General features: G+C 68.9%; 16 protein-coding genes, 3 pseudogenes and 1 riboswitch. Of the genes and pseudogenes, 8 read left to right on the forward strand and 11 right to left on the reverse strand.

The features are described from left to right. Positions 1-1,229: MFS transporter (locus G6045_RS22715; protein WP_165333898.1), on the forward strand; the 1,229-nt coding region annotated here is incomplete at its 5' end. A 569-nt stretch (positions 1,230-1,798) separates the two neighbouring features. Here the strand turns inward: G6045_RS22715 and G6045_RS22725 are convergent. Further along, positions 1,799-2,107, reverse strand: coding sequence for a hypothetical protein (locus G6045_RS22725; protein WP_165333899.1), 309 nt, complete (start codon positions 2,105-2,107; stop codon positions 1,799-1,801). Positions 2,108-2,604: 497 nt separating this feature from the next. Here G6045_RS22725 and G6045_RS22730 point away from each other — a divergent pair, with 497 nt between their 5' ends. Together G6045_RS22730 and G6045_RS22735 are read left to right on the forward strand one after the other, a co-directional pair. Then, complete coding sequence (locus tag G6045_RS22730) at positions 2,605-2,910, forward strand: hypothetical protein (RefSeq protein WP_165333900.1); 306 nt, start codon at positions 2,605-2,607, stop codon at positions 2,908-2,910. Between the two features lie 510 nt (positions 2,911-3,420). After that, positions 3,421-4,326: a S41 family peptidase gene (locus tag G6045_RS22735; protein ID WP_165333901.1), complete on the forward strand. Its 906-nt coding sequence runs from the start codon at positions 3,421-3,423 to the stop codon at positions 4,324-4,326. A 281-nt stretch (positions 4,327-4,607) separates the two neighbouring features. Here G6045_RS22735 and G6045_RS22740 read toward each other — a convergent pair whose 3' ends face one another. Next, positions 4,608-4,859 (reverse strand): hypothetical protein, encoded by a 252-nt coding sequence (locus G6045_RS22740; RefSeq protein ID WP_165333902.1) that lies wholly within the window; start codon positions 4,857-4,859, stop codon positions 4,608-4,610. A gap of 338 nt (positions 4,860-5,197) precedes the next feature. Here G6045_RS22740 and G6045_RS22745 point away from each other — a divergent pair. Further along, positions 5,198-5,676: pseudogene (locus G6045_RS22745) on the forward strand (diadenosine tetraphosphate hydrolase). 179 nt (positions 5,677-5,855) lie between these two features. Here the strand turns inward: G6045_RS22745 and G6045_RS41560 are convergent. Continuing rightward, positions 5,856-6,029 (reverse strand): annotated as a pseudogene (locus G6045_RS41560) (RNA-guided endonuclease TnpB family protein); the annotation flags it as partial. Continuing rightward, positions 6,010-6,195: pseudogene (locus G6045_RS42410) on the reverse strand (hypothetical protein); the annotation flags it as partial. The pseudogenes G6045_RS42410 and G6045_RS41560, both read right to left, overlap by 20 nt. A gap of 148 nt (positions 6,196-6,343) precedes the next feature. Here G6045_RS42410 and G6045_RS22755 point away from each other — a divergent pair. Next, complete coding sequence (locus G6045_RS22755) at positions 6,344-6,820, forward strand: ATP-binding protein (protein WP_165333903.1); 477 nt, start codon at positions 6,344-6,346, stop codon at positions 6,818-6,820. Positions 6,821-6,943: 123 nt separating this feature from the next. On the opposite strand, the gene G6045_RS22760 is transcribed toward G6045_RS22755, so the two are convergent. The 3 genes from G6045_RS22760 to G6045_RS22770 form a co-directional block, all read right to left on the reverse strand. Further along, positions 6,944-7,345: a DUF3662 domain-containing protein gene (locus tag G6045_RS22760; RefSeq protein WP_165333904.1), complete on the reverse strand. Its 402-nt coding sequence runs from the start codon at positions 7,343-7,345 to the stop codon at positions 6,944-6,946. A gap of 314 nt (positions 7,346-7,659) precedes the next feature. After that, positions 7,660-8,865, reverse strand: a complete 1,206-nt coding sequence (locus G6045_RS22765; protein WP_165333905.1) for an RNA-guided endonuclease InsQ/TnpB family protein — start codon at positions 8,863-8,865, stop codon at positions 7,660-7,662. A 313-nt stretch (positions 8,866-9,178) separates the two neighbouring features. Beyond that, complete coding sequence (locus G6045_RS22770) at positions 9,179-9,904, reverse strand: GAF domain-containing protein (RefSeq protein ID WP_165333906.1); 726 nt, start codon at positions 9,902-9,904, stop codon at positions 9,179-9,181. A 288-nt stretch (positions 9,905-10,192) separates the two neighbouring features. Between G6045_RS22770 and G6045_RS22775 the strand changes: the two genes are divergently transcribed. Continuing rightward, entirely contained in the window at positions 10,193-12,724 is a 2,532-nt protein-coding gene (locus G6045_RS22775) for a discoidin domain-containing protein (RefSeq protein WP_165333907.1), read from the forward strand. A gap of 239 nt (positions 12,725-12,963) precedes the next feature. Here the strand turns inward: G6045_RS22775 and metE are convergent, their stop codons facing one another. Beyond that, positions 12,964-15,276 (reverse strand): 5-methyltetrahydropteroyltriglutamate--homocysteine S-methyltransferase, encoded by a 2,313-nt coding sequence (gene metE, locus G6045_RS22780; protein ID WP_165333908.1) that lies wholly within the window; start codon positions 15,274-15,276, stop codon positions 12,964-12,966. A gap of 160 nt (positions 15,277-15,436) precedes the next feature. Next, positions 15,437-15,655, reverse strand: a riboswitch (cobalamin riboswitch). 50 nt (positions 15,656-15,705) lie between these two features. On the opposite strand from metE, the gene G6045_RS42415 reads away from it, so the two are divergent. Next, positions 15,706-16,461 carry an MmyB family transcriptional regulator gene (locus G6045_RS42415; protein ID WP_408056355.1) on the forward strand — a complete coding sequence of 252 codons (756 nt, stop codon included), beginning with the start codon at positions 15,706-15,708 and terminating at the stop codon, positions 16,459-16,461. 31 nt (positions 16,462-16,492) lie between these two features. Here the strand turns inward: G6045_RS42415 and G6045_RS22785 are convergent, their stop codons facing one another. Further along, on the reverse strand, positions 16,493-16,717 hold the full coding sequence (locus G6045_RS22785) for a hypothetical protein (protein ID WP_165333909.1): 225 nt from the start codon (positions 16,715-16,717) through the stop codon (positions 16,493-16,495). Between the two features lie 540 nt (positions 16,718-17,257). Here G6045_RS22785 and G6045_RS22790 point away from each other — a divergent pair. Continuing rightward, on the forward strand, positions 17,258-18,073 hold the full coding sequence (locus G6045_RS22790; RefSeq protein WP_165333910.1) for an SDR family oxidoreductase: 816 nt from the start codon (positions 17,258-17,260) through the stop codon (positions 18,071-18,073). Between the two features lie 53 nt (positions 18,074-18,126). Here the strand turns inward: G6045_RS22790 and G6045_RS22795 are convergent, their stop codons facing one another. Continuing rightward, a complete protein-coding gene (locus G6045_RS22795) occupies positions 18,127-19,401 on the reverse strand; it encodes an aminotransferase class I/II-fold pyridoxal phosphate-dependent enzyme (RefSeq protein ID WP_165333911.1) in 1,275 nt (424 codons plus the stop codon). Positions 19,402-19,712: 311 nt separating this feature from the next. After that, positions 19,713-21,068, reverse strand: a complete 1,356-nt coding sequence (locus tag G6045_RS22800; protein WP_165333912.1) for a M28 family metallopeptidase — start codon at positions 21,066-21,068, stop codon at positions 19,713-19,715. Positions 21,069-21,313 lie beyond the last annotated feature (245 nt).

Genomic DNA, 21,313 nt, shown 5'->3' on the forward strand with positions numbered 1-21,313 from the left:
CCTCCACCCCGGTGCACCGGGACAGCAACGTCCTGCGCTGGCTGATCGCCTACACCTTCTCCGTGGTCGGCGACGCCGCCTACTTCGTGGCGCTCGGCTGGGCTGCGCAGAAGGTGGCCGGACCGGCCCAGGTCGGCCTGGTGATGGCGGTCGGCGCGATACCCCGGGCGATCCTCATGCTCGGCGGCGGTGTGATCGCCGACCGGTTCGGCCCCCGCAGGGTGGTCATCTCCTCCGACGCGGTACGCGCTGTGGTGATCCTCGCGGCCGCCGCAACGCTCGCGTTCAGCACCCCCGGCCTCTGGTTGCTCGTCGCACTCGCCCTCGTATTCGGCGTCGTGGACGCCCTGTTCATGCCGGCGGTCGGAGCCATGCCGCCCCGGCTCACCGGCCGCGACCAGCTGATGCGGGTACAGAGCCTGCGCAATCTGGTGCAGCGCTCCGGCCACATCGCCGGACCACCGCTCGCCGGATTCTCAATGGGGCTCGGCGGCCCCGCCGCCGCGTTCGCCGCGACCGGCGTCCTCTTCACCCTCTCGCTGTTCCTCCTGGTCGCGGTTCGGCTCGCCCCGCTGCCGCCCGAGGAACAGCCCGCCGCGGACTCCACCGCCCGCCGCGACCTGATCGACGGCATCGTCTACCTGCGCCACGAACCCGTCGTCGGCCCGCTGGTTCTCTCCGGCCTGCTCTCCATGATCGGCTGCATCCCGCCGATGGCGATCGGCGTCATCATGCTCGCCGAGGAACGCGGTTGGGGCCCCTCCGGTGGCGCCTGGGTGAACGCCGCCCTCAGCGCCGGCGTCTGCACGACCTCGCTCCTACTCGTCGTGCGCGGCCGCTTCCCCCGAGCCGGCCACTGGCACAACATCGCCCTGCTCGTCGCCTCCGCCGGCATCGGTCTGATCGGTGTCATGCCGAACCTCGCCCTCGCCATCGCCGTGGCGCTCGTCTCCGGCCTGGTCTCCGGCCTCTGCGGCGGACTGGCCCTGGCCCTGATGCAAGCCAACACCGCCCTCGCCTTCCAGGGCCGGGTCGCCTCCGTCCAGGCACTCAGCGCGGTCGGCATCACCCCGGTGATGTTCCCGCTCTTCGGCCTCTTGGTGGAAGGGTGGGGCGCCGGCCCCACCTTCCTCCTCTTCGGCTGCATCAGCATGCTCGGCGCCACGGTCTCCACCGCCTCCCACGCCGTCCGCCATGCCGACCTGGACTTCACGAAGACCGCAGACTGACTCCGGCCCCCGGCCGGGACCACCAAGGCCCGTGAGGTTGTGATCAGTTGCTGGGTTCTGCCCCGTTGAAAGGCTGGAGTCAAGAGAACGAGTCTGTGACGCGTAGGCAACTCACCGACAAACAGTGCGGCTTCATCGGGCCGCACTTGCCGATCGGCTCGTACGGCCCGTATCCCCAGCGGTTGAGGGATCAGTTCGAGGGGTCATCTGGCGGATACGCCTCAGTGCCCAGTGGCGGGAGATGCCAGCGGAGTTCAGGCCCTCCATGGAACAGGCGAGCGCCGCCGCAGCCGCGTCCGAGACCGCCTTCACGCTCGGCGAGGCACTGGGCATCGCCCTGTTCGGATCTAGATGGTGGTGATGACGCAGCCGCCGCCCGCGACTCCCTCGGCGGAGACGTCGAAGCAACCGCACACCTACCTCACGCGCAGGAACAAGCCCTCCTCACGGCGGCGCAGAACGCCTTCACCCACGGCTTCGAAACCGCAGCCGCACTCGCGGCAGCCGTACTGTACCTGCATAGCATGGTGCTGACTGTCGTCCGCCTGAAGCCTGCTCCGATGCCGATGTCAGACGGCCATGCCGTAGACGATGGTGAACACAGTGCCGAGCGAGCCGATGATGAACACACCTGTCAGGCCGGCCACGATCAGGCCCTTGCCCTGCTCGGCGCTGAAGGTGTCCCGTAGCGCGGTAGCGCCGATACGTTGCTTGGCCGCGCCCCAAATGGCGATGGCCAGGCAGATCAGAATGGCCAGCGCCATGACCACTTGAATCATGGTCTTGGCCTCCGCTCCGAGGGTGCCGAACGGGCCCCAGTCAGGGGCGATACCGCCGATGATCGTAGTGATGTCGCCCTTCTCGGCCGCAAGCATCATGCGGCGCCCCCTTCACTCCCGTATGTCCTCACGGCCCTGCGGCCGGCGCAGCAACTCGCCTGCCCGGCCCACCTTTTCGCCTGATGCGATTTCCTCAGTCAGCCGGGTAACAGTCAAGGCCGCAGCCGGACACCAGGGTGGCCCCGGGGTCAGTCCTGGCCGTATTCGGTGGCCCACCATCGACCGTCGTGCCCCTCCAGCTCGAGGGGCACCATGCGCTCCCTCTCGTCGATACGTCATACCGTCCAGGCGTCGGCAACATCAGCCGACGCCTCAACACCTTCTGGCAGCAGGCGACTCGATGCCTGCCGTCGGCTTCTCCCCCATGCCGGGACGCTCTTGCGCTGTGGTGCAAAACGACGCGTGACAGTCCCACGCCTTCCTAGGGTTACGGGCAGAAAGTGCGGGTGCTCTCCAGAAGGGACGTCGATGTGATGCGCTCCAAGGTTGTCGCCACCCTGTCCGGTATGGCATTTGTTGCCGGGCCAGGAGTTGTTGTGCAGTCCGGCCAGGCCGGTGCGGCGGAGATGTGCTTCGTGACCTCGAAGCATCAGCTGTACTGCGGAAACGAAGCGCCTGTCACGCTGTGGAAGTACATCGGGAGCTCGTCGCCCCAGATCAGGGTGGACAAGCTCAGGACTCGCCAGAGCACCTTCACGTGCTGGGCCAAGGGCAAGCCGCACAGCGGCGGGAACGCCATCTACTACCGCGCTCAAGGCGACGACTACGGCAAGTACGGATTCCTGGCTGCAGTGTTGGTCCACACCCTCACCGACCCGCCCAGCGGCCTGCCGAAGTGCTGAGGTCGAACAGCACACACCCGGGAACGGAGGCAGGGTTGCGCCGGTGGCCATCGGCGAGTGCGAACGGTATGCCCCTGCCCTGACGGCACGGCTGACGGTGGCCAACGGCGAACTCCGGCTGCACGTCCCTGCCTTGGGCAGGAGCCCGCGGCCGGTGTCAGACAACGCCGGGGGCAGGAAGGACACGCGCGAGCCGACGGGCACCTGCCAACCGCGGGACCGTGCAGCGCGGGTGGACGGCTCCAGCCCACGATCCGGCCGCGGCCCGGCATGCGTTGTCGCTGCGCCGCAACTCCACGCTCAGCACCGCACCGGGTGTCGGGGCTCGACCCGCGCGGTCGCCCGTACGCGCGTACCGTCGGGCGCGGCGCGCTGATCCGGGGCGGCTGGGGGATGTTCAACGGCGCGTTCGCGTGTGCCGGGTGTGACGGTCGCGTGGGGCCGGTGTCCGCAGGGCGGAACGGGGCGGTCCTCTGCATTTTCCGCACGGGCGGTGATCTACTTCGCGGCATGACGACTTCGACGAAGTTTGCGCCGGCCCCGGTCATCGACGAGACGGCCCGGCTGCTGACCGAGCACTACATTTTCCCCGAAGTAGCCCAGCAGTTGGCCGGCCTCTTGCAACAGCGTCTTGCCGAGGGCGCCTACGACGTCGACGACGCCGAGAAACTCGCCCATCTGGTCACCGCGGACCTGCAGTCGATCAACGGCGACCGGCACCTGAGCCTGAAGCATCACGCCAACCAGGTGCCCGCCAAGAAGGGAGCGGCCAACCTGGACGCCATGCGCCGCGACTTCGACACCTCACTGGGCGGTGTGCCGCGGGTGCAGCTGCTCGACCAGAAGGTTGCCGTACTGGAACTGGCGCCCATGCTGTTTCCGCTGGAGTGGGCCGCTGAACCGCTCAGTGCCGCGCTCACCTTGGCCTCTCGCGCCCAGGCACTGATTCTGGACCTTCGTGCCAACCTGGGCGGCGATCCGGACAGCGTCGCCTTCGTCTGCAGCCATCTGCTGGATGAGCGCACTCATCTCAACACCATGCACTGGCACGGCGATACACGCATTGAGCAGACGTGGAGCCAGCCGCACGTTCCGGGCGCCCGCTACGGAGGCAGCAAACCGCTGTACGTCCTGACCAGCAACCGCACTTTCTCCGCCGCCGAGGAACTCGCCTACAACCTGCAGCAACTCGGCCGCGCCACCATCGTCGGCGAGGCCACCCGCGGCGGCGCACACCCCCGCGACGGCTGGACCGTGCATCCGCATTTGGAAGCCAGCATCCCCGTCGGCCGCGCGGTCAACCCTGTCTCCGGCACCAACTGGGAAGGCACCGGCGTACAACCCGATGTCCCGTGCACAGCCGCTGACTCCCTCGACCACGCACACGCTCTGGCCCTCACCCAACTCGCAGGCTGAGCCGCCCTGTCCAGCCCACCCCGCACCGCACGGTGCGCAGCCACTCCCCCGCACCGGCGGCCGACATCGGCTGCAAGGCAGAGCCCACCCCAGCCCCTGCACGGGACACCGCCCAGGCAAGTCGAAACACGCGGTCCGCCGTCCCGCACCTCGGGCAGATAGCGCACGGAGTCGCCAGACGCCCTCGTCGACGTCGTCGGCGAGGGCGATCATGGTTGCTTCAGGGGCACGCCGACATGCAGCGGTGCGGGGCCTTGGACTGCGGCCGCCGGCGGTGGTGGTCAGCCGACCTCGGCGACCCAGCCGTACGGCAGGTCGCCGCCGTCGACCGTGATCGCTTCCACGGTGCGGGTCTGCGGGTCGATGTCCGCCTCGATCCCCTCCCCCTCGTAGCGGGGGAAACCACTCGCACCGGTCGTGCCCGTGGCTTCGACGGTGGCGGAGCGGAGCACACCGCCGTGGTCGACATGGGAGTCGGTGTCCGTCAGCTGCGGCTTGAGCAGGACAGTGAATCGCGAAGGGGAGCTGGTCATGGGCCGAGGCTATCCGCGCCGACCCCGCAGACCCGGCGCCCTGCATGCCGCGATCACCCGACCAGACCAGCACCGGCCTGAACGGTGCGTCCTGCGCCAGGCCGCCGTACTCGGGGTGCATCGGATGTGAGGCGATCTCAGTCCGGCCGACCTGGACAGGTACGGATGGTCCGCCCGGGCTGGTGACGGAATGCCCTCCGAAGCCCGCGCCCCCCCTTTAACGGGGGTCCTTCAAATCGGCCGGGGTCGCTACTCCCCCACACGCTTGGTCGTTGAACCGCGTGAGGAGGGCAGGGAACGAACAGGGGGCCTTGATCACGGGAAGGTAGGTTCTGGCCATGACTGGTGACTGGCGGATGGATCGGATCGGGGCTGCGCTCAGGGGGAGAACCCGACCGTGCTGCGGCGGTTGACGTCGGGGTTCGCGGTGATCGGGGATGTTCAGTTCCTGCCGGGCTACTGTGTTCTGCTCGTGGATGAGCCGGATGTGCAGCGGCTGTCGGACCTGCCGAAGGCGAAGCGGCTGTCGTTCCTGTCCGACATGGACCAGCTCGGTGAAGCGGTCGAGCGAGCCTGCCGGCAGCTGGACCCGGCCTTTCGGCGGGTCAACCTGGAGATCCTGGGGAACACGGACCCGTTCTTGCATGCGCATGTCTGGCCGCGGTTCGAGTGGGAGCCGGCCGATGTGGTGGGTGCTCCGGTATGGCTCTATCCGCGTGAACGGTGGAGTGATGAGCAGTTCAGGCTGGGTCCGCAGCATGACGTGCTGCGACATGCCATCGGCCGTGAACTGGATCAGTTGCGCTCGGTGGTCTGACCGGTGGACCCGCCGGGCTCTGCGCGCCTGGCGCGCCGGCAGTCAGCACCCTTGACTCGGGGACGCCCCCTCTCGCCGTCGCCGGGCTGCACGTGGTGTGGGGCACGCCGGACGTCGTTTTGACTTGCTCCTCGGGCTGAAGCCCGTGGATTCTGGCCTTCTCGATCGTTGCTGTGCCGCTACGCGGCACGGGGTTCGGTCGGGAATCCATGGCTTCCTGTTTCGTGGCGCTGTGCCGGGATTACTCCTGGTCTTACCTGCGCTCCGCAGGCTGATGCCGCCAGTCCGGCGGCCGTTTTCACGTTGATCGCGGCATTGTGGTCCCGGTCGTGGACGGTGCCGCAGGCGGTACACCCGGCTTTGCAGTCGGCTCCTGTCGAGGAGGTTCTCCACGAGTCTGCTGAGCTTGTTCAGTGACTCTGCGGCAGAGGCAAGCAGCTCGTCGCGGTCTGCGGCGGAGAAGTCGATGTCGCGGCTGCGCAGGGAGCCGACGGCGGCGAGTGAGGCGGCCAGCGGACTGCCCTCCGCCTGCCCTCCACCTTCGATGACCTACTGATGGGACATACCTCCGATAATTGCTGGAAACACCTCTCCCATGCGGGGACTGCGGTGATGCTTCCGGGGTAGGCGCTGCGCAACGTGACGCTTCGGAAGGGAGGCAAACGGCGTGAACCTACCTGCCCAAAATGACAGTCCGCAGTCGCTCGTTGACCGTCTGATCACGGTGTCCGTAGCCTTCGAGGGAAGCGAGGAGATCGCCGAAAGCCGCGTCCTGGCCCGCTCATTCCTCGCCGATCTCCAGGAAGTACACGGGCTGGCGGTGTCCGACCGTGTGACGGGTACCGTCCAGTTGGTGGTAAGCGAGCTTGTCACCAACACCCTCAAATACGCTCCGGGGCCGTGCCTGCTGACCTTGGAGGCCCGGGAGGGGACGGTTGAGGTGACGGTGTGGGACAGCGACCCACGTCTGCCCACCGCCCAGGCCACCGACCCAAGTCGCGTGGGCCAGCACGGGCTGGAAATCGTGATGGCGCTCTGCCACAGCTTCGCCATGCATCGCGAGCCGGTCGGCAAACGGATCACAGCGACCGTACTGCTGGCCGACGACCCGATCAGGGATGAGGCCGACCGCCAAGCCGAATGAGCCAGGCCGTCGACCCAAGGGCCGACCTTGCTCGCGGAGCACGTCGGCCGGCAAAGCTCCCGCTCAGCCAGTCGCAGCCCTCACATGCTCAGGAGCCGAGCATGGATGCAGGCCAGGTCCTGGCTACGGTCGCCGCCCGGCGCGTGGCGGCCGCTGGGGTGTGATGCGGCTGCCGACGCGGAAGCGGCGCACGGACGCGCCTCCTGCGGAAGCCAGTTGAACGGTGATGGGGCCGGCGAAGGTGTATCCCTGTTCGGCGGCATGCCGGCGCACCTGTGCCGCGAGGTGCCTGGTGAGTTGGGTGTTGTGGGCGGCGAGTTGGCGGTGTGAGTCCGGGGGGAGCTCGATGACGAACGTGTTGGGCACCAGGGTCCGCTGCCGGTCCAGGATCAAGGCGCGATCGTCGCACTCGCGGCGAAGTATCCCCACGACCTCGGCTTGTTTACGGGCCGACGGGATCAGCCGCGCCCACAAAACATTGGACCAGCGCTCCATCGTGCACTCCAGTGCCGTGAGATATCGCATCTTGTTCCGCTGCCCGATGAAATGCGGGGCACGCTCCCCCAGAAGGGTGTTGCGTCGACGGCAGCACGGCCGCAAGACCAGCCGCGAAGTCTCTCGCTGGGCGCACACGCGACGTCTGCGTGCGGTCCGTTACCTGGTGCGGTCGTGCGCGCGGGCAGGAGGGAGTTGGGATGTCCAGGCAGATGTACGGCCTGTCCATCAGCCAAGTCGTGAGCGGCGATGCATGCGCCGTCCTTCGGGTCAGTGGCGAGCTGGACCATTCGTGCGAGCAGCTGTTCGTGACTCCTCCACCCCCTAAAGGGGGTGGCTTCTCGCTATGCCTGGTCGGCGTCGCGGCGGGCCAGCCCGGCCCGTAGAACGTTGAGTGCGCCGACTTCGTCGGCGTGCGCCTGGTGGCCGCAGCTCACGCAGTGGAACTTCTCCTGTGTGGGCCGGTTCTCCTTCGCGGTGTGCCCGCATTCGGGGCACTGGCGGGAGGTGTTGCGGGGGTCCACGGCGATCACTTCCCGTGCGGCGCTTTCAGCCTTCGCGTGCATGATCGTCAGGAACACCCCCCAACCGGCGTCAGCTATCGAGCGGTTCAGCCCGGATTTCGCAGCGGCCCCGTTGGGCAGAAACGCGCCCGGCTTGTCGGGGTCGGGCTTCGGTGCCACGGTCTTGCTCATGCTGTGGATCTTGAGGTCTTCGTGCGCGATGACATCGTGCTCACGGACCAGACCGAGCGCAGTCTTGTGCGCGTGGTCGAGACGCTGGCGTCGCACCTTGCCGTGCAGGGCCGCGACTCTCTCAACTGCCCGCTGGTGGTTGTTGGTGCGGTTCTTCGCCTTGCGGCGCGGATAGCGGGACAGTGCCCGCTGTGCCGCTTCGAGCTTCGCGGCGGCCTTGCGGGCGTGGCGCGGGTTGGCGACGTGCAGGCCGTTGGAGTCGGTCAGGAACGAGGCTATGCCCATGTCGATGCCGACCACCCTGCCCGTCTTGGGCAGCGGCTCGGGCTGGGGCTGCTCAGCGGTCAGGACAACGAACCACTTACGGCCCTCGCGCTTGACCGACACGGTCTTGACCTTGCCGACCACGGCACGGTGCTGGTTGACCTTGACGTGCCCGACACCTTGCAGGCGGACGCGGGTGACGGGGTCGTGAGCGGTGGCATCCCAGCGGCAGCCGTCGCCGTCCTTGGGGAAGTCCACGGTGTTGAACCAGTTCACGCCACGAAAGCGCGGGTAGCCGGGCGTCTCACCTGCCTTGATGCGGCGGAAGAACGCCTGGAACGCCTTGTCGAGACGCCGCAAGGTGGCCTGCTGGGAGCTGAACGACCACCGGCCGTGCCGCTCGGGGTCGAAGGCGCGGATCTCCTTGAGCTGCGCGGACTGCTGCCCGTATTTGATGCTCGTCTTCGAGACGTGCCGGTAGGCGTCACGACGTTCCTGCAACGCGCCGTTGTAGAGGCCGCAGTGATCCCGCAGCATCGCGGCGAGCGCGGCAGTCCGGCCCACCGCCTTTCGGTCTGGCTCGTTGAGCATACGACGCTTGGTTTATGTCACCACGCTGGGAACCAAACACCGACCTCAGCACCCTGCTGCCCTGCCGCAGGTCGCTTCCACAAAGCTCCCTGGGGTGTTCGGCATTGCACCTGGTCAGACGGTGTGCCCTGGACGGAATGGCCCTCTGCGGCCAGTCCGGCTCGTCGTAATTCTCCTCCTGCTTTCGCCCGTCAGAGCCTTCTTCGCCGGCTCTGACGCAAAGATGCTGCGTGACGGCTCCACGGGACGAAACGAGCTGTTCCAGGCCGGTCGCCGCGGCGCGTCCGGCAGCCCTTTGGCCGTCAAGCGACGGTTAATTAGGGGGCGTGTCGCCATCTTCCTCTAGGCGGAGGCGTCCCGCGAGGATGTCGCGGGCGACGCCCTCAAGGAGCTGCTGCCGGCTGAAGGCGTGGGCGCGCATGCGGGCCAGGGCTTCCGCGACGGGGACGTCGCTCGCTTCGGCGGCCGCGCCGGCTGCCTGGTGCACGACGGGCGGATAGCCCAAGGGGCCTGTTTCCGGGGCTGCCTGTTCCCAGCCGATCAGTGCGGGGTGGGCGTCCAGGGCCAGCAGTGCCAGGATCCGGCCGTACGCCTTCAGCCTGACCCGGTCGGCCTCATCGAGGGGGACTGAGGTGGTGCGGTAGATATCCATGGCGCCGACCGGTACACCGTCACCGACCAGCAGCGGCACCGCCACCACCGTGCGGATTCCGAGTTCACCGGCCGTCCGCATGAACACAGGCCACTGTCCGCAAGAGGACTGCACGTCCGCGTCCACGATCCGGCGCTGCAGATAGGCCTCGGTACACGGACCTTCCCCCGCCACCAGCTGCGCGTCCTCCAGCCGGTAACTGCGCTCGTCAGCGGCATGGGCCACGGTCCTGATCTGACCTGAGGTGATCAGACTGACGCCCAGGCCGTCCGCACCCACATCCTCGACACACGCCGCCACCGCGGACGCCAACGCCACTGGCCGGCCGGCGGCACTCGCCACCTCGACGACACGCTTCCACGCCGCGGTGTCCTGACGCACATCCATGACACAGCTCCAATGCCTGCCCGGAGCGCGGCCAGAGCACCCGCACGCTCACCAGTACAAACAGCGTAGCCCCGCAGCGACCACACAGAGGCCCCGCACCCGCTCGGGGGACTGTCGTGCCGGCCTCACGCGCGGGTGCTTACGGCTGGCCGGAGGTCCGTCAGTTCCTGAACTGCCGTGTTTTCAGCGCCATTTCAGCTTCTATACAAGTTCCTCACAACATGGCATGGTCATGTCGCATCTGTAGGTGGGCCGGGCTGAGACCCGGGCTTGGGGGGCAAAACGACGATGAGTAAGCCTGTTTTACGGCGCCTGCGCTGGTTGAAGTCGACGGGGCTGGTGCTGTTCGCCCTGGCGGCCGTCCTCGCGGCGCTGCTGCCGCTCACCGGGGCGCCGGGGGCACGCGCCGACGAGGACGTGGCCCGGCCGCCGGTGGCGACCGATCCGCCGCCGGCCCCTCACCACGCGGCCGCCCCGGCCTCGGCGATGGTCGCCGCAGCGGCCCAACTGCCACGTGACGGTTGGACCGTTGTCGCGAGCGACGAGGAGACCGTGGGCGAGAACGGCCGGGCCGCCAACGTCCTGGACGGCAACGCGGCCACCATCTGGCACAGCAAGTGGTCGGGCACGGCGACACGGCTGCCGCACCACATCACCGTCGACATGCACCGCACCGCGGTGGTTTCCGCGCTCGTCTACCTGCCACGCGCCAACAGCGCCAACGGCCGCATCGGCCAGTACACGGTGCATCTGAGCAGCGACGGGACGACGTGGGGAGCCGCAGTGGCCACCGGGACCCTGGCCGACGACACCACCACCAAGACGCTGAGTTTCGCTCCTCGAGGCGCACGCTTCGTCCGGCTGACCGCCCTGACCGAAGCCGGCAACCGTGGGCCCTGGTCATCGGCCGCCGAGATCAACCTCCTGGGCGACCCGGGCACTGCGGCCTCCGTCGTGGACTTGCCGCGCGAGGGCTGGACCGCGACGGCCAGCGACCAGGAAACAGCTTCCGCCGACAACCGTGCCGCGCTCGCCCTGGACGGCGATCCCGACACTCTCTGGCACAGCAAGTGGTCCGGCACACCGGCGCCACTGCCCCACCACATCACCATCGACATGAAGAGCAACCAGGCCGTCTCCGCGCTCAGTTACCAGCCACGCCGTTCCGGGGTCAACGGTCGCATCGGCGCCTACTCCATCGCCACCAGCACCGACGGCACCACCTTCGGGGCAGCGGTCGCCACCGGCGTCTGGAAGGACGACGACACCGTCAAGGGCGCCACCTTCACCCGTACCGTCACCGCCCGCTACGTCCGGCTGACGGCGACCACGGAAGCAGGCGGCCGCGGGCCCTGGTCGTCGGCCGCCGAGCTGCGGCTGAGCGGACCGGCGCAGCCCGCCGCCCACGGTGCCTGGAGCGCGCTCACCGGGTTCCCGCTGGTGCCGGTGGCCAGCGCCGTGCTGCCCAACAACAAGATGCTGGTCTGGTCCGCCTACGGCATCGACCGGTTCGGCGGCAGCAACGGCTACACGCAGACCGCCATCTGGGACCTCACCACGGGCACGGTCTCGCAGCGCCGGGTCGAGAACACCCGGCACGACATGTTCTGCCCCGGCACCGCCGTACTGCGCGACGGACGGATCCTGGTGACCGGCGGCAGCAATGCGGAGCGCGCCAGCATCTACGATCCGGCCACCGACTCGTGGACGTCGACGACGGACATGAACACCCCGCGCGGTTACCAGGCCATGACCACCCTGTCCACCGGTGACGCCTTCGTCCTGGGCGGCTCCTGGAGCGGCGGCGAAGGCAACAAGGGCGGCGAGGTCTGGTCCGCCGCGAACGGCACCTGGCGCACCCTGTCCGGCGTCCCGGCCACCACCACCATGACCGCCGACCCCCGCGGCCCCTACCGCGCCGACAACCACCAGTGGCTGCACGCCACATCCGGCGGCCGCGTACTGCACCTCGGACCGAGCAAGCAGATGAACTGGATCTCCACGACGGGCAACGGCACCATCTCCGCCGCCGGCAACCGCGCCGACAGCGCCGATGCCATGAACGGCAACGCCGTGGCGTACGACATCGGAAAACTCCTCACCCTGGGCGGCGCGCCCGCCTACGAGAACACCCAGGCCACACGGCGCGCCTACACCGTGAACCTCAACGGCGACGGCCAGCCGGCCGCGGCGCGCACCGGCGACATGGCCTACGCGCGGGCGTTCGCGAACAGCGTCGTCATGCCCGACGGCAAGGTGGCCGTCTTCGGCGGCCAGTCGTACCCGATGCCTTTCAGCGACGCCACCTCGGCGATGCCCCCGGAGATCTGGGATCCGGCCACGGGCACGTTCACCCGCATGGCGTCGATGGCCGTGCCGCGCAACTACCACAGCGTCGCCAACCTGCTGCCCGACGGACGGATCTTCTCCGGCGGCGGCGGCCTGTGCGGCGACTGCGCCACCAACCACGCCGACGGCGCCGTCTTCACCCCGCCCTATCTCCTCAACGCCGACGGCACCGAAAAGACCCGCCCCGTCCTCACCGGCGGCGTCCCGGCACAGACCACCAACGGCACGAAGCTGGCCGTCACCACGGACACCGCCGTCGCGTCCTTCGTACTGGTGCGGGCCGGGGCTGCAACCCACTCCACCGACAACGACCAACGCCGCGTACCCCTGACGTCCCGTCAAACCGGCACGTCAGCCTATGAGGTGGACATCCCGGCAGATCCAGGTGTGGCCCTGCCCGGCACGTACATGCTGTTCGCCATGAACGCCCAGGGAGTGCCCAGCCGGGCCAAACTGCTCACCATCCGCTGACGCTCAGGAGCCAGATCTACGGCAAGGTGGCGGGCCCGGGACGCCCCAGGCCCGCCACTACACGCGGTTCTTGATCACCTGATGTGGACCAGCGCCGATGTGGCGCTGAACCTCACGCGGCCATGGGGCGCCAGATCGACTGTACCGATCGCGCCTTCCTCCCTGGCAGACAAGGGCCGCCCGCCGAAGGAGAACCGAAAGGGACTCAGGTCCCCTTTCGGCCCTGACTCACCATGGCTCTACGCAAGTTCCGACCGGATCGTCCGTGCCGCGGCGACCAGGTTCTCCAGCGAGGACCTGGTCTCGCTCCAGCCGCGGGTCTTCAGACCGCAGTCGGGGTTGACCCAGAGTCGCTGGGCCGGGATGGCCTCAAGTCCCTTGCGCAGCAGGGCCGTCACTTCTGCGGTGCCCGGGACCCGCGGTGAGTGGATGTCGTACACACCGGGCCCGGCTTCGCGGGGATAGCCGTGTGCGGCAAGTTCCCGGGCGACCTGCATGTGCGAACGGGCCGCTTCCAGGCTGATGACATCGGCGTCGAGGTCGTCGATGGCCTGGACGATGTCGCCGAACTCGGCGTAGCACATGTGCGTGTGGATCTGGGTGGCGTCCTGCACGCCGCTCGTCGACAGGCGGAAGGACTCGGTGGCCCAGGCCAGGTAGGCGGCGTGGTCGGCGGCGCGCAGCGGCAGGGTCTCGCGTAGTGCGGGTTCGTCGACCTGGATGACCGACGTGCCTGCCGCTTCCAGGTCGCCCACCTCGTCGCGCAGAGCGAGGGCAACCTGGCGGGCGGTGTCGCCGAGCGGCTGGTCGTCCCGGACAAAGGACCAGGCGAGCATGGTGACCGGGCCGGTCAGCATGCCCTTGACCGGCTTCGAGGCCAGGGACTGGGCGTACGCGGTCCAGCGCACCGTCATCGGCACGGGCCGCGCGATGTCACCGGCCAGGATCGGCGGGCGCACATAGCGGGTGCCGTACGACTGCACCCAGCCGTGCTGCGTGGCGAGATACCCCGTCAGCTGTTCGGCGAAGTACTGCACCATGTCATTGCGCTCGGGCTCGCCGTGCACGAGCACGTCGACGCCGGTCTTCTCCTGGAAGGTGATGACCTCCTGGATCTCAGACTTGATGCGCTCCTCGTAACCCGCGGTGTCGAGTCGTCCGGTGCGCAGGTCCGCACGAGCGGTGCGCAGCTCCGTGGTCTGCGGGAACGAACCGATGGTCGTGGTCGGCAGGAGCGGCAGGCCGAGGCGCGCGCGCTGAGCTTCGGCCCGTTCGGCGTAGGGCTTGGAGCGGCGTCCGTCGCTGTCGGTGATGGCGGCCACGCGGGCGCGTACAGCCGGGTCACGCGTGATCGGAGAGGCGGCGCGGGAGGCCAGGTCGGCGCGGTTGGCGGCGAGTTCACCAGCGATGGCGCCTGTGCCCTGAGCAAGGCCCTTGGCCAAAGTGACCACCTCGGCGGTCTTCTGCCGGGCGAAGGACAGCCAGCGCAGGACCTGCGGCTCGATGTCCCGCTCCGCCGCGGCATCGAGCGGGACATGCAGGAGCGAACAGGAGGCGGCCACGTCGACACGGTCAGCGAACCCGAGCAGGGTGCCGAGCGTCGCAAGGGACTTCTCCATGTCGTTGACCCAGATGTTGCGGCCATCGACGACGCCCGCGACCAGGCGCTTGCCCGCCAGTCCCCCAGATGCGGCCAGCGCCTCGAGATTGGCGGCGGCAGCATCGGTGAAGTCCAGGGCCAGGCCGTCCACTGGGGCCTTGGCGAGCACGGGCAGGGCTTCACCGAGCCGGTCGAAGTAGGAGGCGATAAGGATCTTGGGCCGGTCGGTGAGCGCACCGAGATCGCGGTAGGTGCGCTCAGCGGCGTTCAGTTCGGCAGGAGTGCGGTCCTGCACCAGGGCCGGCTCGTCCAGCTGGACCCACTCGGCGCCGGCCGCACGCAGATCGGCGAGGAGCTCGGCGTACACCGGAAGCAGCCGGTCGAGGAGCGTGAGCGGCTCGAAGTCCGCTGCCACGCCGGGCGCAGGCTTGGCCAGCAGAAGGTACGTGACGGGACCGACGAGCACGGGCCTGGCGGCGAGCCCGAGTGCGAGGGCCTCACGGAGCTCGGCGACCTGCTGGCTGGAGTCGGCCGTGAACACGGTGTCAGGGCCCAGCTCCGGGACCATGTAGTGGTAGTTGGTGTCGAACCACTTGGTCATCTCGAGCGGCGCCACGTCCTGTGTGCCGCGCGCCATGGCGAAGTAGCCGGCCAGCGCGTCGGTCTCCACGGCGGCGCGGTGGCGGTCCGGGATGGCGCCGACCGTGACAGAGGTGTCCAGGACATGGTCGTAGAACGAGAAGTCGCCGGTGGGTACTTCGTGGATGCCGGCCGCAGCGAGCTGCTGCCAGTTGCTGCGGCGCAGGTTCTGGGCGGTCCGCTGGAGCGAGGCGGCGCTGACGCGGCCCTTCCAGTAGCCCTCGATGGCCTTCTTCAGTTCGCGGTTCGGGCCCTGGCGCGGGTAGCCGTACACGGTGGCGTGGGCTGCCGCCGATGGGGACTTCGGTGTCACGGAGATCTCCTTCACGAGATGAATCCCTGAGATCCCGGCGACGGGACGAGGGCGCGAAGGGGGTGACGAACGGGACGGAACAGCCGTACCCCGATGGGTGTCTGTCCGCCGTATGGTCGCCGACCCGCCCTCGAGGTCACCGGGATTCCACGCACGAGTGGTCGCGCGCGGGCAACGGGCAGGTCTTCGGACTCGCGGGCACACCCTCCCTGTGGAGGACGCCTACTGGCCGTCGCTTCCCAGACCCGACCGGGCCCAGTGCATGTGACGGTGGTCGTTCCCACTCACCGCTGCGGGGCAGTCCCGGATTCCCACCGGGTTCCCTCTTACGACGCATCCCATCTGGCGGACGGGGCGAACCAGCTGCACGGCCAGCCTAGAGGCCGGCGCTTGTGCGCCGATATGGCCGTTCACATTACGGACGGTGAGATGCAGCACGGTCTGCTGGTCCCTCTCACTCTCACCACCCCGACTCGGCAACAGGTCGAACCGGCAACGCGCCACCAGCTTCCACTTCTCCCGCGCAGGCGGCGCCTGCGGGCAAAACGCAGGGAGTTCCTGCGTCTGTGGGAGACCCGGGACGTGGCCGCCTGGACGAACCGCGAGTATGTCCGGCAGCACCCGTCGGCCGGTGAACTCAGGCTCACGGGCGAGTGGGGGGTCCTGCCCGACGACCCCGGCGTCGGCCTGAGCTGTGCGTTCCGGGGCCCGGCTCACCCTCGCAGGCCGCGAGGCACGACCTTGCCGAGAACACCGAACGCAGGTCGAGCGGTCAGCCGATGGGCTGACCGCCGCCAACGCGTTCGTGCGTGGTCGCCGAGGAGAAGCGCGGGGTTCGCGTGGGGTCGACAGGAGGAGGAGCGCGACCCGGCCGATAGGCCCGATCACCACGTGCGCGAGACCGACCGGCGCCGGGGGATGACCGCGGTCCGCCGACCGACGAACATCAGCAGGGCGGCGGCGCCAAGTACCGCTGCCTGCCCACTCGTCGAGTCCAGCACGCGGAGGACCCCGATCCGTCCCCAGGCGCCGACCGCGCTGGAGGACTCCACGGACGTACGGGCGCTCGGAGCGGGCGCGGACTCATGGTCCGTCAGCTGCGGGGATGACACGCTCAAGCCGGCGGACGGCGTGCTCGTGGGATCAGTGGTCGGGGGTCGGGGCGTCCGACGCGCACATCGGTGAGACCCTCGGGACCTCACGCGAGCGCACGGCGTCAGTCCTTCGCACGGTGGAGCTGGATCTGCGGATTGGCGAAGAGGTGCACAAATCCGCAACGCAGACAGATCAGTCCGGTCGCGGTCTCATCCGCCCAGGCGAAATTGAACAACTCACCGCCCGTGCTGTTGAGTTTCACACCCCGTTCGCGGAAGAGATCGCCCTTGCAGAACTGGCATGTGATCCACATTTCCCCCAGTGAGGCTCGCACCGCTTTCGCCACTGCATCCCCCTTGCCTTGCCAGCTCAGTGACTGGCCAGCTCTCCGAGACCCTTGCCCGCCTGCCTATTGATCATCGTCCTGCAACCTCCCGTACGGGAAGGAATTTGAGCAAGACCTGAGCACGAAGGCCCCAGTACTCCCGTCGGCAACCGGCAACGAAACGGGTGCGAACCTTGCAGGACGGCAGGGTCCTCCCCCTCTCCCCCAGCCTCTGAGGGAACCACCCACACTCGCCTTCCGTTCGACGCCGGGCGGTGCGGCGTCGGGGCGGCCGTGTTGCCATGAACGCCCAGCTCGGCTCGGGCGCAACAGTGGTCGCCTCCCGGCGTGCGGCGGGACGCCCCTCAACCGGCAGTCCCCACCCCGGCAGCCGCACCCGCCCGGCGGCTCGTGTGCGCCGGGCGGGTGCGTCCGAGCGCCTGCGCACGCTCCCGACGTGGGGGTGACGTCGCCTCCGAGTGGCCGCGACCATGAACTGCCGCTGCCCGACCGGATATCCGGGCCGCGCGTCATCGCTGTCGGGCGACTCGAGGGACGAACATGGGACGACGCTGGCTGATCACGGGATGTTCCTCGGGCCTGGGCCGGGCGCTCGCCGAGGCCGCCGCCGCGGTGGGCGACGACCTCGTCGTCACCGCACGCAAGACCGCCGACCTGGAAGACCTCGTCACCGCCTGGCCAGGCCGCGTCAGCGCCATGCCCCTCGAACTGCGTGACGCCACCTCATGCGAACAGGCGGTCCGCGCGGCCGCCGACCGGCTCGGCGGCATCGACGTGCTCGTCAACAATGCGGGCAGCGGACTGTTCGGCGCCGTCGAGGAGACCTCCGACACCGAACTGCGCGACCTCCTCGACGTCCTCCTCATCGGGCCCTGGCGGTTGACCCGGCTCGTCCTGCCGCTCATGCGCGCACAAGGCCACGGCCACATACTCAACGTCTCCTCGGTGGCCGGACACCTGGTCCTCCCCGGCACCGCCGCCTACTCCGCGGCCAAACAGGGCCTGGAGGCGATGAGCCGGACGCTCGCCATCGAGGGCGCGCCGCACGGTGTGCGTGTCACCGTCCTGCAGCCGGGCCAGTTCGCCACCCAGTACGGCACCGCCATGACCGAAACCCACGAACACATCGCCGCCTACGACGTCACCAACCGCGACATGCTCGCCGCCTACCGCGGACTCGCCGACGACCCCGCGTCCGGCACACCGGAGGCCTTCGCGGCCCGCGTCCTGGCCCTCGTCACCGCCGACGCGCCACTGCCCACGGCCGTCCCGGTCGGCGACGACGCCTTCGGATACCGAGCCGCCGCGGCCGAGATGGCCCGCGAGGAGCTGGAGGCTGCGCGCACGCTTGGCTGAGCAGGAGGCGGGGGCCGGACCACCACAGTGGTCCGGCCCCCACCTCCTGCCCGCTACCGGCTCAACTGGCGCTCGTAGCCGACCAGACGCACACACGTGGCCAGGCCGGTGACCGCATGCCGCAGGTCCGTGAGGGACGGGAAGCTCGGCGCGATGCGGATGGTGGCGTCGTGCGGATCGTCGCCGTACGGGTGCGTGGCGCCGGCCGGGGTGAGGGCCGTGCCCGCCTCGGAGGCCAGCCGGACCACCTCCGACGCTCCGCCGTGCACCAGCTCCAGCGAGATGAAGTACCCGCCCTTGGGAGTGGTCCACCGGGCCAGGCCCGTACCGCCGAGCTCCTGCTCCAACACGTCGAGAACCAGCTCGAACTTCGGCTGGAGCAGCGCACGGTGCGCCTTCATGTGGGTCCGGACGCCATCAGTGTCGCGCAGGAATTGTGCGTGCCGGAGTTGGTTGACCTTGTCGGGGCCGATGGAACGCTTGCCGCTCTTGGCGAGCAGCCAGTCCACGTTGGCCTGGGACGCGCCGAAGAAGCCGACGCCTGCGCCCGCGAAAGTGATCTTCGAGGTGGAGCCGAAGACGAGGGCCCGGTCCGCGTGACCGTGTGCCTCGCACGCCCCGAGCAGGTCCAGGATCTCCACCTCCTCGTCCGTGAGGTGGTGGGCGGCATACGCGTTGTCCCACAAGATCCGGAAGTCGGGCGCCGCGGTCGGCATCGCGGCGAGGCGCTCCACGACCTGGTCGCTGTAGCTGACACCGCTCGGATTGCTGTACTTCGGCACGCACCAGATGCCCTTGATTGTCGGGTCGTCGGCGACGAGCCGCTCCACGACCTCCAGGTCCGGGCCCTCGTCGCTCATCGGCACTGGAACGAGGTCGATGCCGAAGCGTTCGCTCAGTGCGAAGTGCCGGTCGTAGCCGGGCACCGGGCACAGGAACGCGACGCGCGTCTCGTCGGCCCAGCGGCGTACGGCGCCCGGGACCTTGCTCAACAGCGCGTGCACCACGCAGTCGTGCATCAGCTCGAGGCTGGAGTTACCGGCGGCCAGCAGCCGCTCGGCCGGCACCTGGAACACGGGCGCGAAGATCTCCCGCAGTTCCGGCAGGCCCTTCAGACCGCCATAGTTGCGGCAGTCGGTGCCGTCGGCCGCCGTCCAGCGTCCCGCCGGGAGCGACAGCAGGTCCTGGGCGAGGTCGAGCTGCTCCGGGGCGGGCTTGCCGCGCGTGAGGTCCAGGACGCGTCCCTGCGCCTTCAGCGTGCGGTAGTCCTCGATGGCCTGGGCGCGTCGCCCGGTGAGATCTCCGAGGGGCGCGTCGGTGGTCGTCATCGTCTGCACTGCCTTTCACGTCTGGCGAGGAGTCGCGCGGGTACCTGCCCGGATCCCAGGTCCACAAGCGCGTCAGCGACCCACATCACACGACCTGCGGCCGGAGTGTGCGCGTCTTGTGCCGCCGGCTGGGCACGCAGCTCAGACTGATCCTCGTCGAGGCAGGCGGGTGCGGGGCCGGAGGCCGACACCATGTTCCGTCGCCCCCGTACGTGTCGACGGTCCTCGCACCTCCCGCACATCACGGGTGGTGCGAGGACCGTAGGAGTCCGAGCACGGTTGCGGTGGGTCGGGCCCCTTTCGCCTGCCTGTTAGAAGGTGAGCTTCCAGCCGTTGATCCGGCCGGTGTCCTGTGCTGCCACGTCCTGGACACGCAGCGTCCAGGTGCCGTTGGCCGTCTCGGCGGAGGCGTTCACGGTGTACGTGGCCACCACGTTGTCCGCGGAGTCGTTGGCCGAGGAGTTCTTCAGGCGGTAGGCGGTGCCGTCCGGTGCGATCAGATCGACGACCAGGTCACCTCGCCAGGTGTGGGTGATGTCCACGCCCACCTTGAGGGTGGCGGGCGCGTTCCCCGTACGGCCGCTGACGGTGATGGTGGAGGTGGCGGCCGCCGCGTTGTCGGGGATCGCGACGTCGGTGGTGTTCTCGTAGACGTCACCCGGCGGGATCGCGGGTTCGGTGCCCAGCGTCCACACGGCGTGTGCGATCGCGTCGCTGTTGCGGTCCAGGGCGGTGTCGTTGATGTTCGCCGTGCCGTCGCAGGACGAGTGGTAGCAGCGGTCGAAGGCCTGACCTGCTGTGCCGCCCCACTTCTGGGCCTGGGCGCTGGTTTTGGTGCGGCTCGCGCCGGTGAACAGGCCGCCGACGGGGATACCGACGTTCTTGAACGCGGCATGGTCCGAGCGGCCGTCGCCCTCGGTTTCGATCTCGGTCGGGACGCCCAGGCCGGTGAAGTAGTCCTTGAAGGTCTTCTCGATGGCGGGGTCGTCGTCGTAGACGAAGTAGCCCGGATTGGGCGAGCCGATCATGTCGAAGTTCAGATAGCCGCTGACCTTCGCACGCTCCGCGGCCGGCAGGTTGTTGACGTAGTGCTTGGAGCCGAGCAGACCCAGTTCCTCGGCTCCCCACCAGGCGAACCGCAGATGCTTGGTGGGCTGGAGCTGTGCCCGGGAGACGGCGAGCGCGCTCTCCAGGACGGCGGCGGAGCCGGAGCCGTTGTCGTTGATGCCGGGCCCGGAGGTGACGCCGTCGAGATGGGCGCCGGCCATCAGGACGGCGTTCGGGTCGCCGCCCGGCCAGTCGGCGATCAGGTTGTAGCCGGTGGCTGAGCTTGCCGTGAACTGCTGCACGGTGGTGGTGAATCCGGCCGCGTCCAGCTTGGCCTTGACGTAGTCGAGGGAGGCTTTGTAGCCGGGGCGGCCATGGGCGCGGTTGCCGCCGTTGGCGGCGGCTATGGAGCCGAACTGCGACAGGTGCGCCTTGACGTTGGCGAGCGGTATGTCGGGGGCGGCGGTCGCACTGGGCACAGGCGCCGCGAGGGCCGTGGGAGGGGTGGAGGCGGCGACGGCCGTGGGAGCGGTGGAGGCGAACAGGCCGCCGAGTGCCAGGACCGCACAGGCCACCAGGCGTCTGACGCCGGGCGCGCGGTCGGGAGCGGAGAGTCTCATGTGGGGGCTCCGATTCGGATTCCGTACAGGACAGGGACGGAAACGTACGAGACGCCCCGCGACTACTGGGGCCGCAGGGCGCTGGAGCTGTGCATGGTGCGTAATGCGTGATGCGTGCCCGCATCGTCGTGCTCGGTGTGACAGACCGTCAAGAGCGAGAATCGGACGGCCTGTTCCGCATTTCGTGCACACGGTGATCGGTTCGAGGAGCCATACAGGCGTGCATGTGCTCCCCGGACCACCTG

This window comes from Streptomyces mesophilus, assembly GCF_011044995.1.
Lineage (GTDB): Bacteria > Actinomycetota > Actinomycetes > Streptomycetales > Streptomycetaceae > Streptomyces > Streptomyces mesophilus.

Excerpts from the sequence above, each read along its gene's own strand:
- G6045_RS22725 (WP_165333899.1), bottom strand. The coding sequence starts at position 2,107 with ATGATGCTTGCGGCCGAGAAGGGCGACATCACTACGATCATCGGCGGT.
- G6045_RS22735 (WP_165333901.1), top strand. The coding sequence starts at position 3,421 with ATGACGACTTCGACGAAGTTTGCGCCGGCCCCGGTCATCGACGAGACG.
- G6045_RS22740 (WP_165333902.1), bottom strand. The coding sequence starts at position 4,859 with ATGACCAGCTCCCCTTCGCGATTCACTGTCCTGCTCAAGCCGCAGCTG.
- G6045_RS22760 (WP_165333904.1), bottom strand. The coding sequence starts at position 7,345 with ATGCGATATCTCACGGCACTGGAGTGCACGATGGAGCGCTGGTCCAAT.
- G6045_RS22765 (WP_165333905.1), bottom strand. The coding sequence starts at position 8,865 with ATGCTCAACGAGCCAGACCGAAAGGCGGTGGGCCGGACTGCCGCGCTC.
- G6045_RS22770 (WP_165333906.1), bottom strand. The coding sequence starts at position 9,904 with ATGGATGTGCGTCAGGACACCGCGGCGTGGAAGCGTGTCGTCGAGGTG.
- G6045_RS22775 (WP_165333907.1), top strand. The coding sequence starts at position 10,193 with ATGAGTAAGCCTGTTTTACGGCGCCTGCGCTGGTTGAAGTCGACGGGG.
- G6045_RS42415 (WP_408056355.1), top strand. The coding sequence starts at position 15,706 with ATGCAGCACGGTCTGCTGGTCCCTCTCACTCTCACCACCCCGACTCGG.
- G6045_RS22790 (WP_165333910.1), top strand. The coding sequence starts at position 17,258 with ATGGGACGACGCTGGCTGATCACGGGATGTTCCTCGGGCCTGGGCCGG.
- G6045_RS22795 (WP_165333911.1), bottom strand. The coding sequence starts at position 19,401 with ATGACGACCACCGACGCGCCCCTCGGAGATCTCACCGGGCGACGCGCC.
- G6045_RS22800 (WP_165333912.1), bottom strand. The coding sequence starts at position 21,068 with ATGAGACTCTCCGCTCCCGACCGCGCGCCCGGCGTCAGACGCCTGGTG.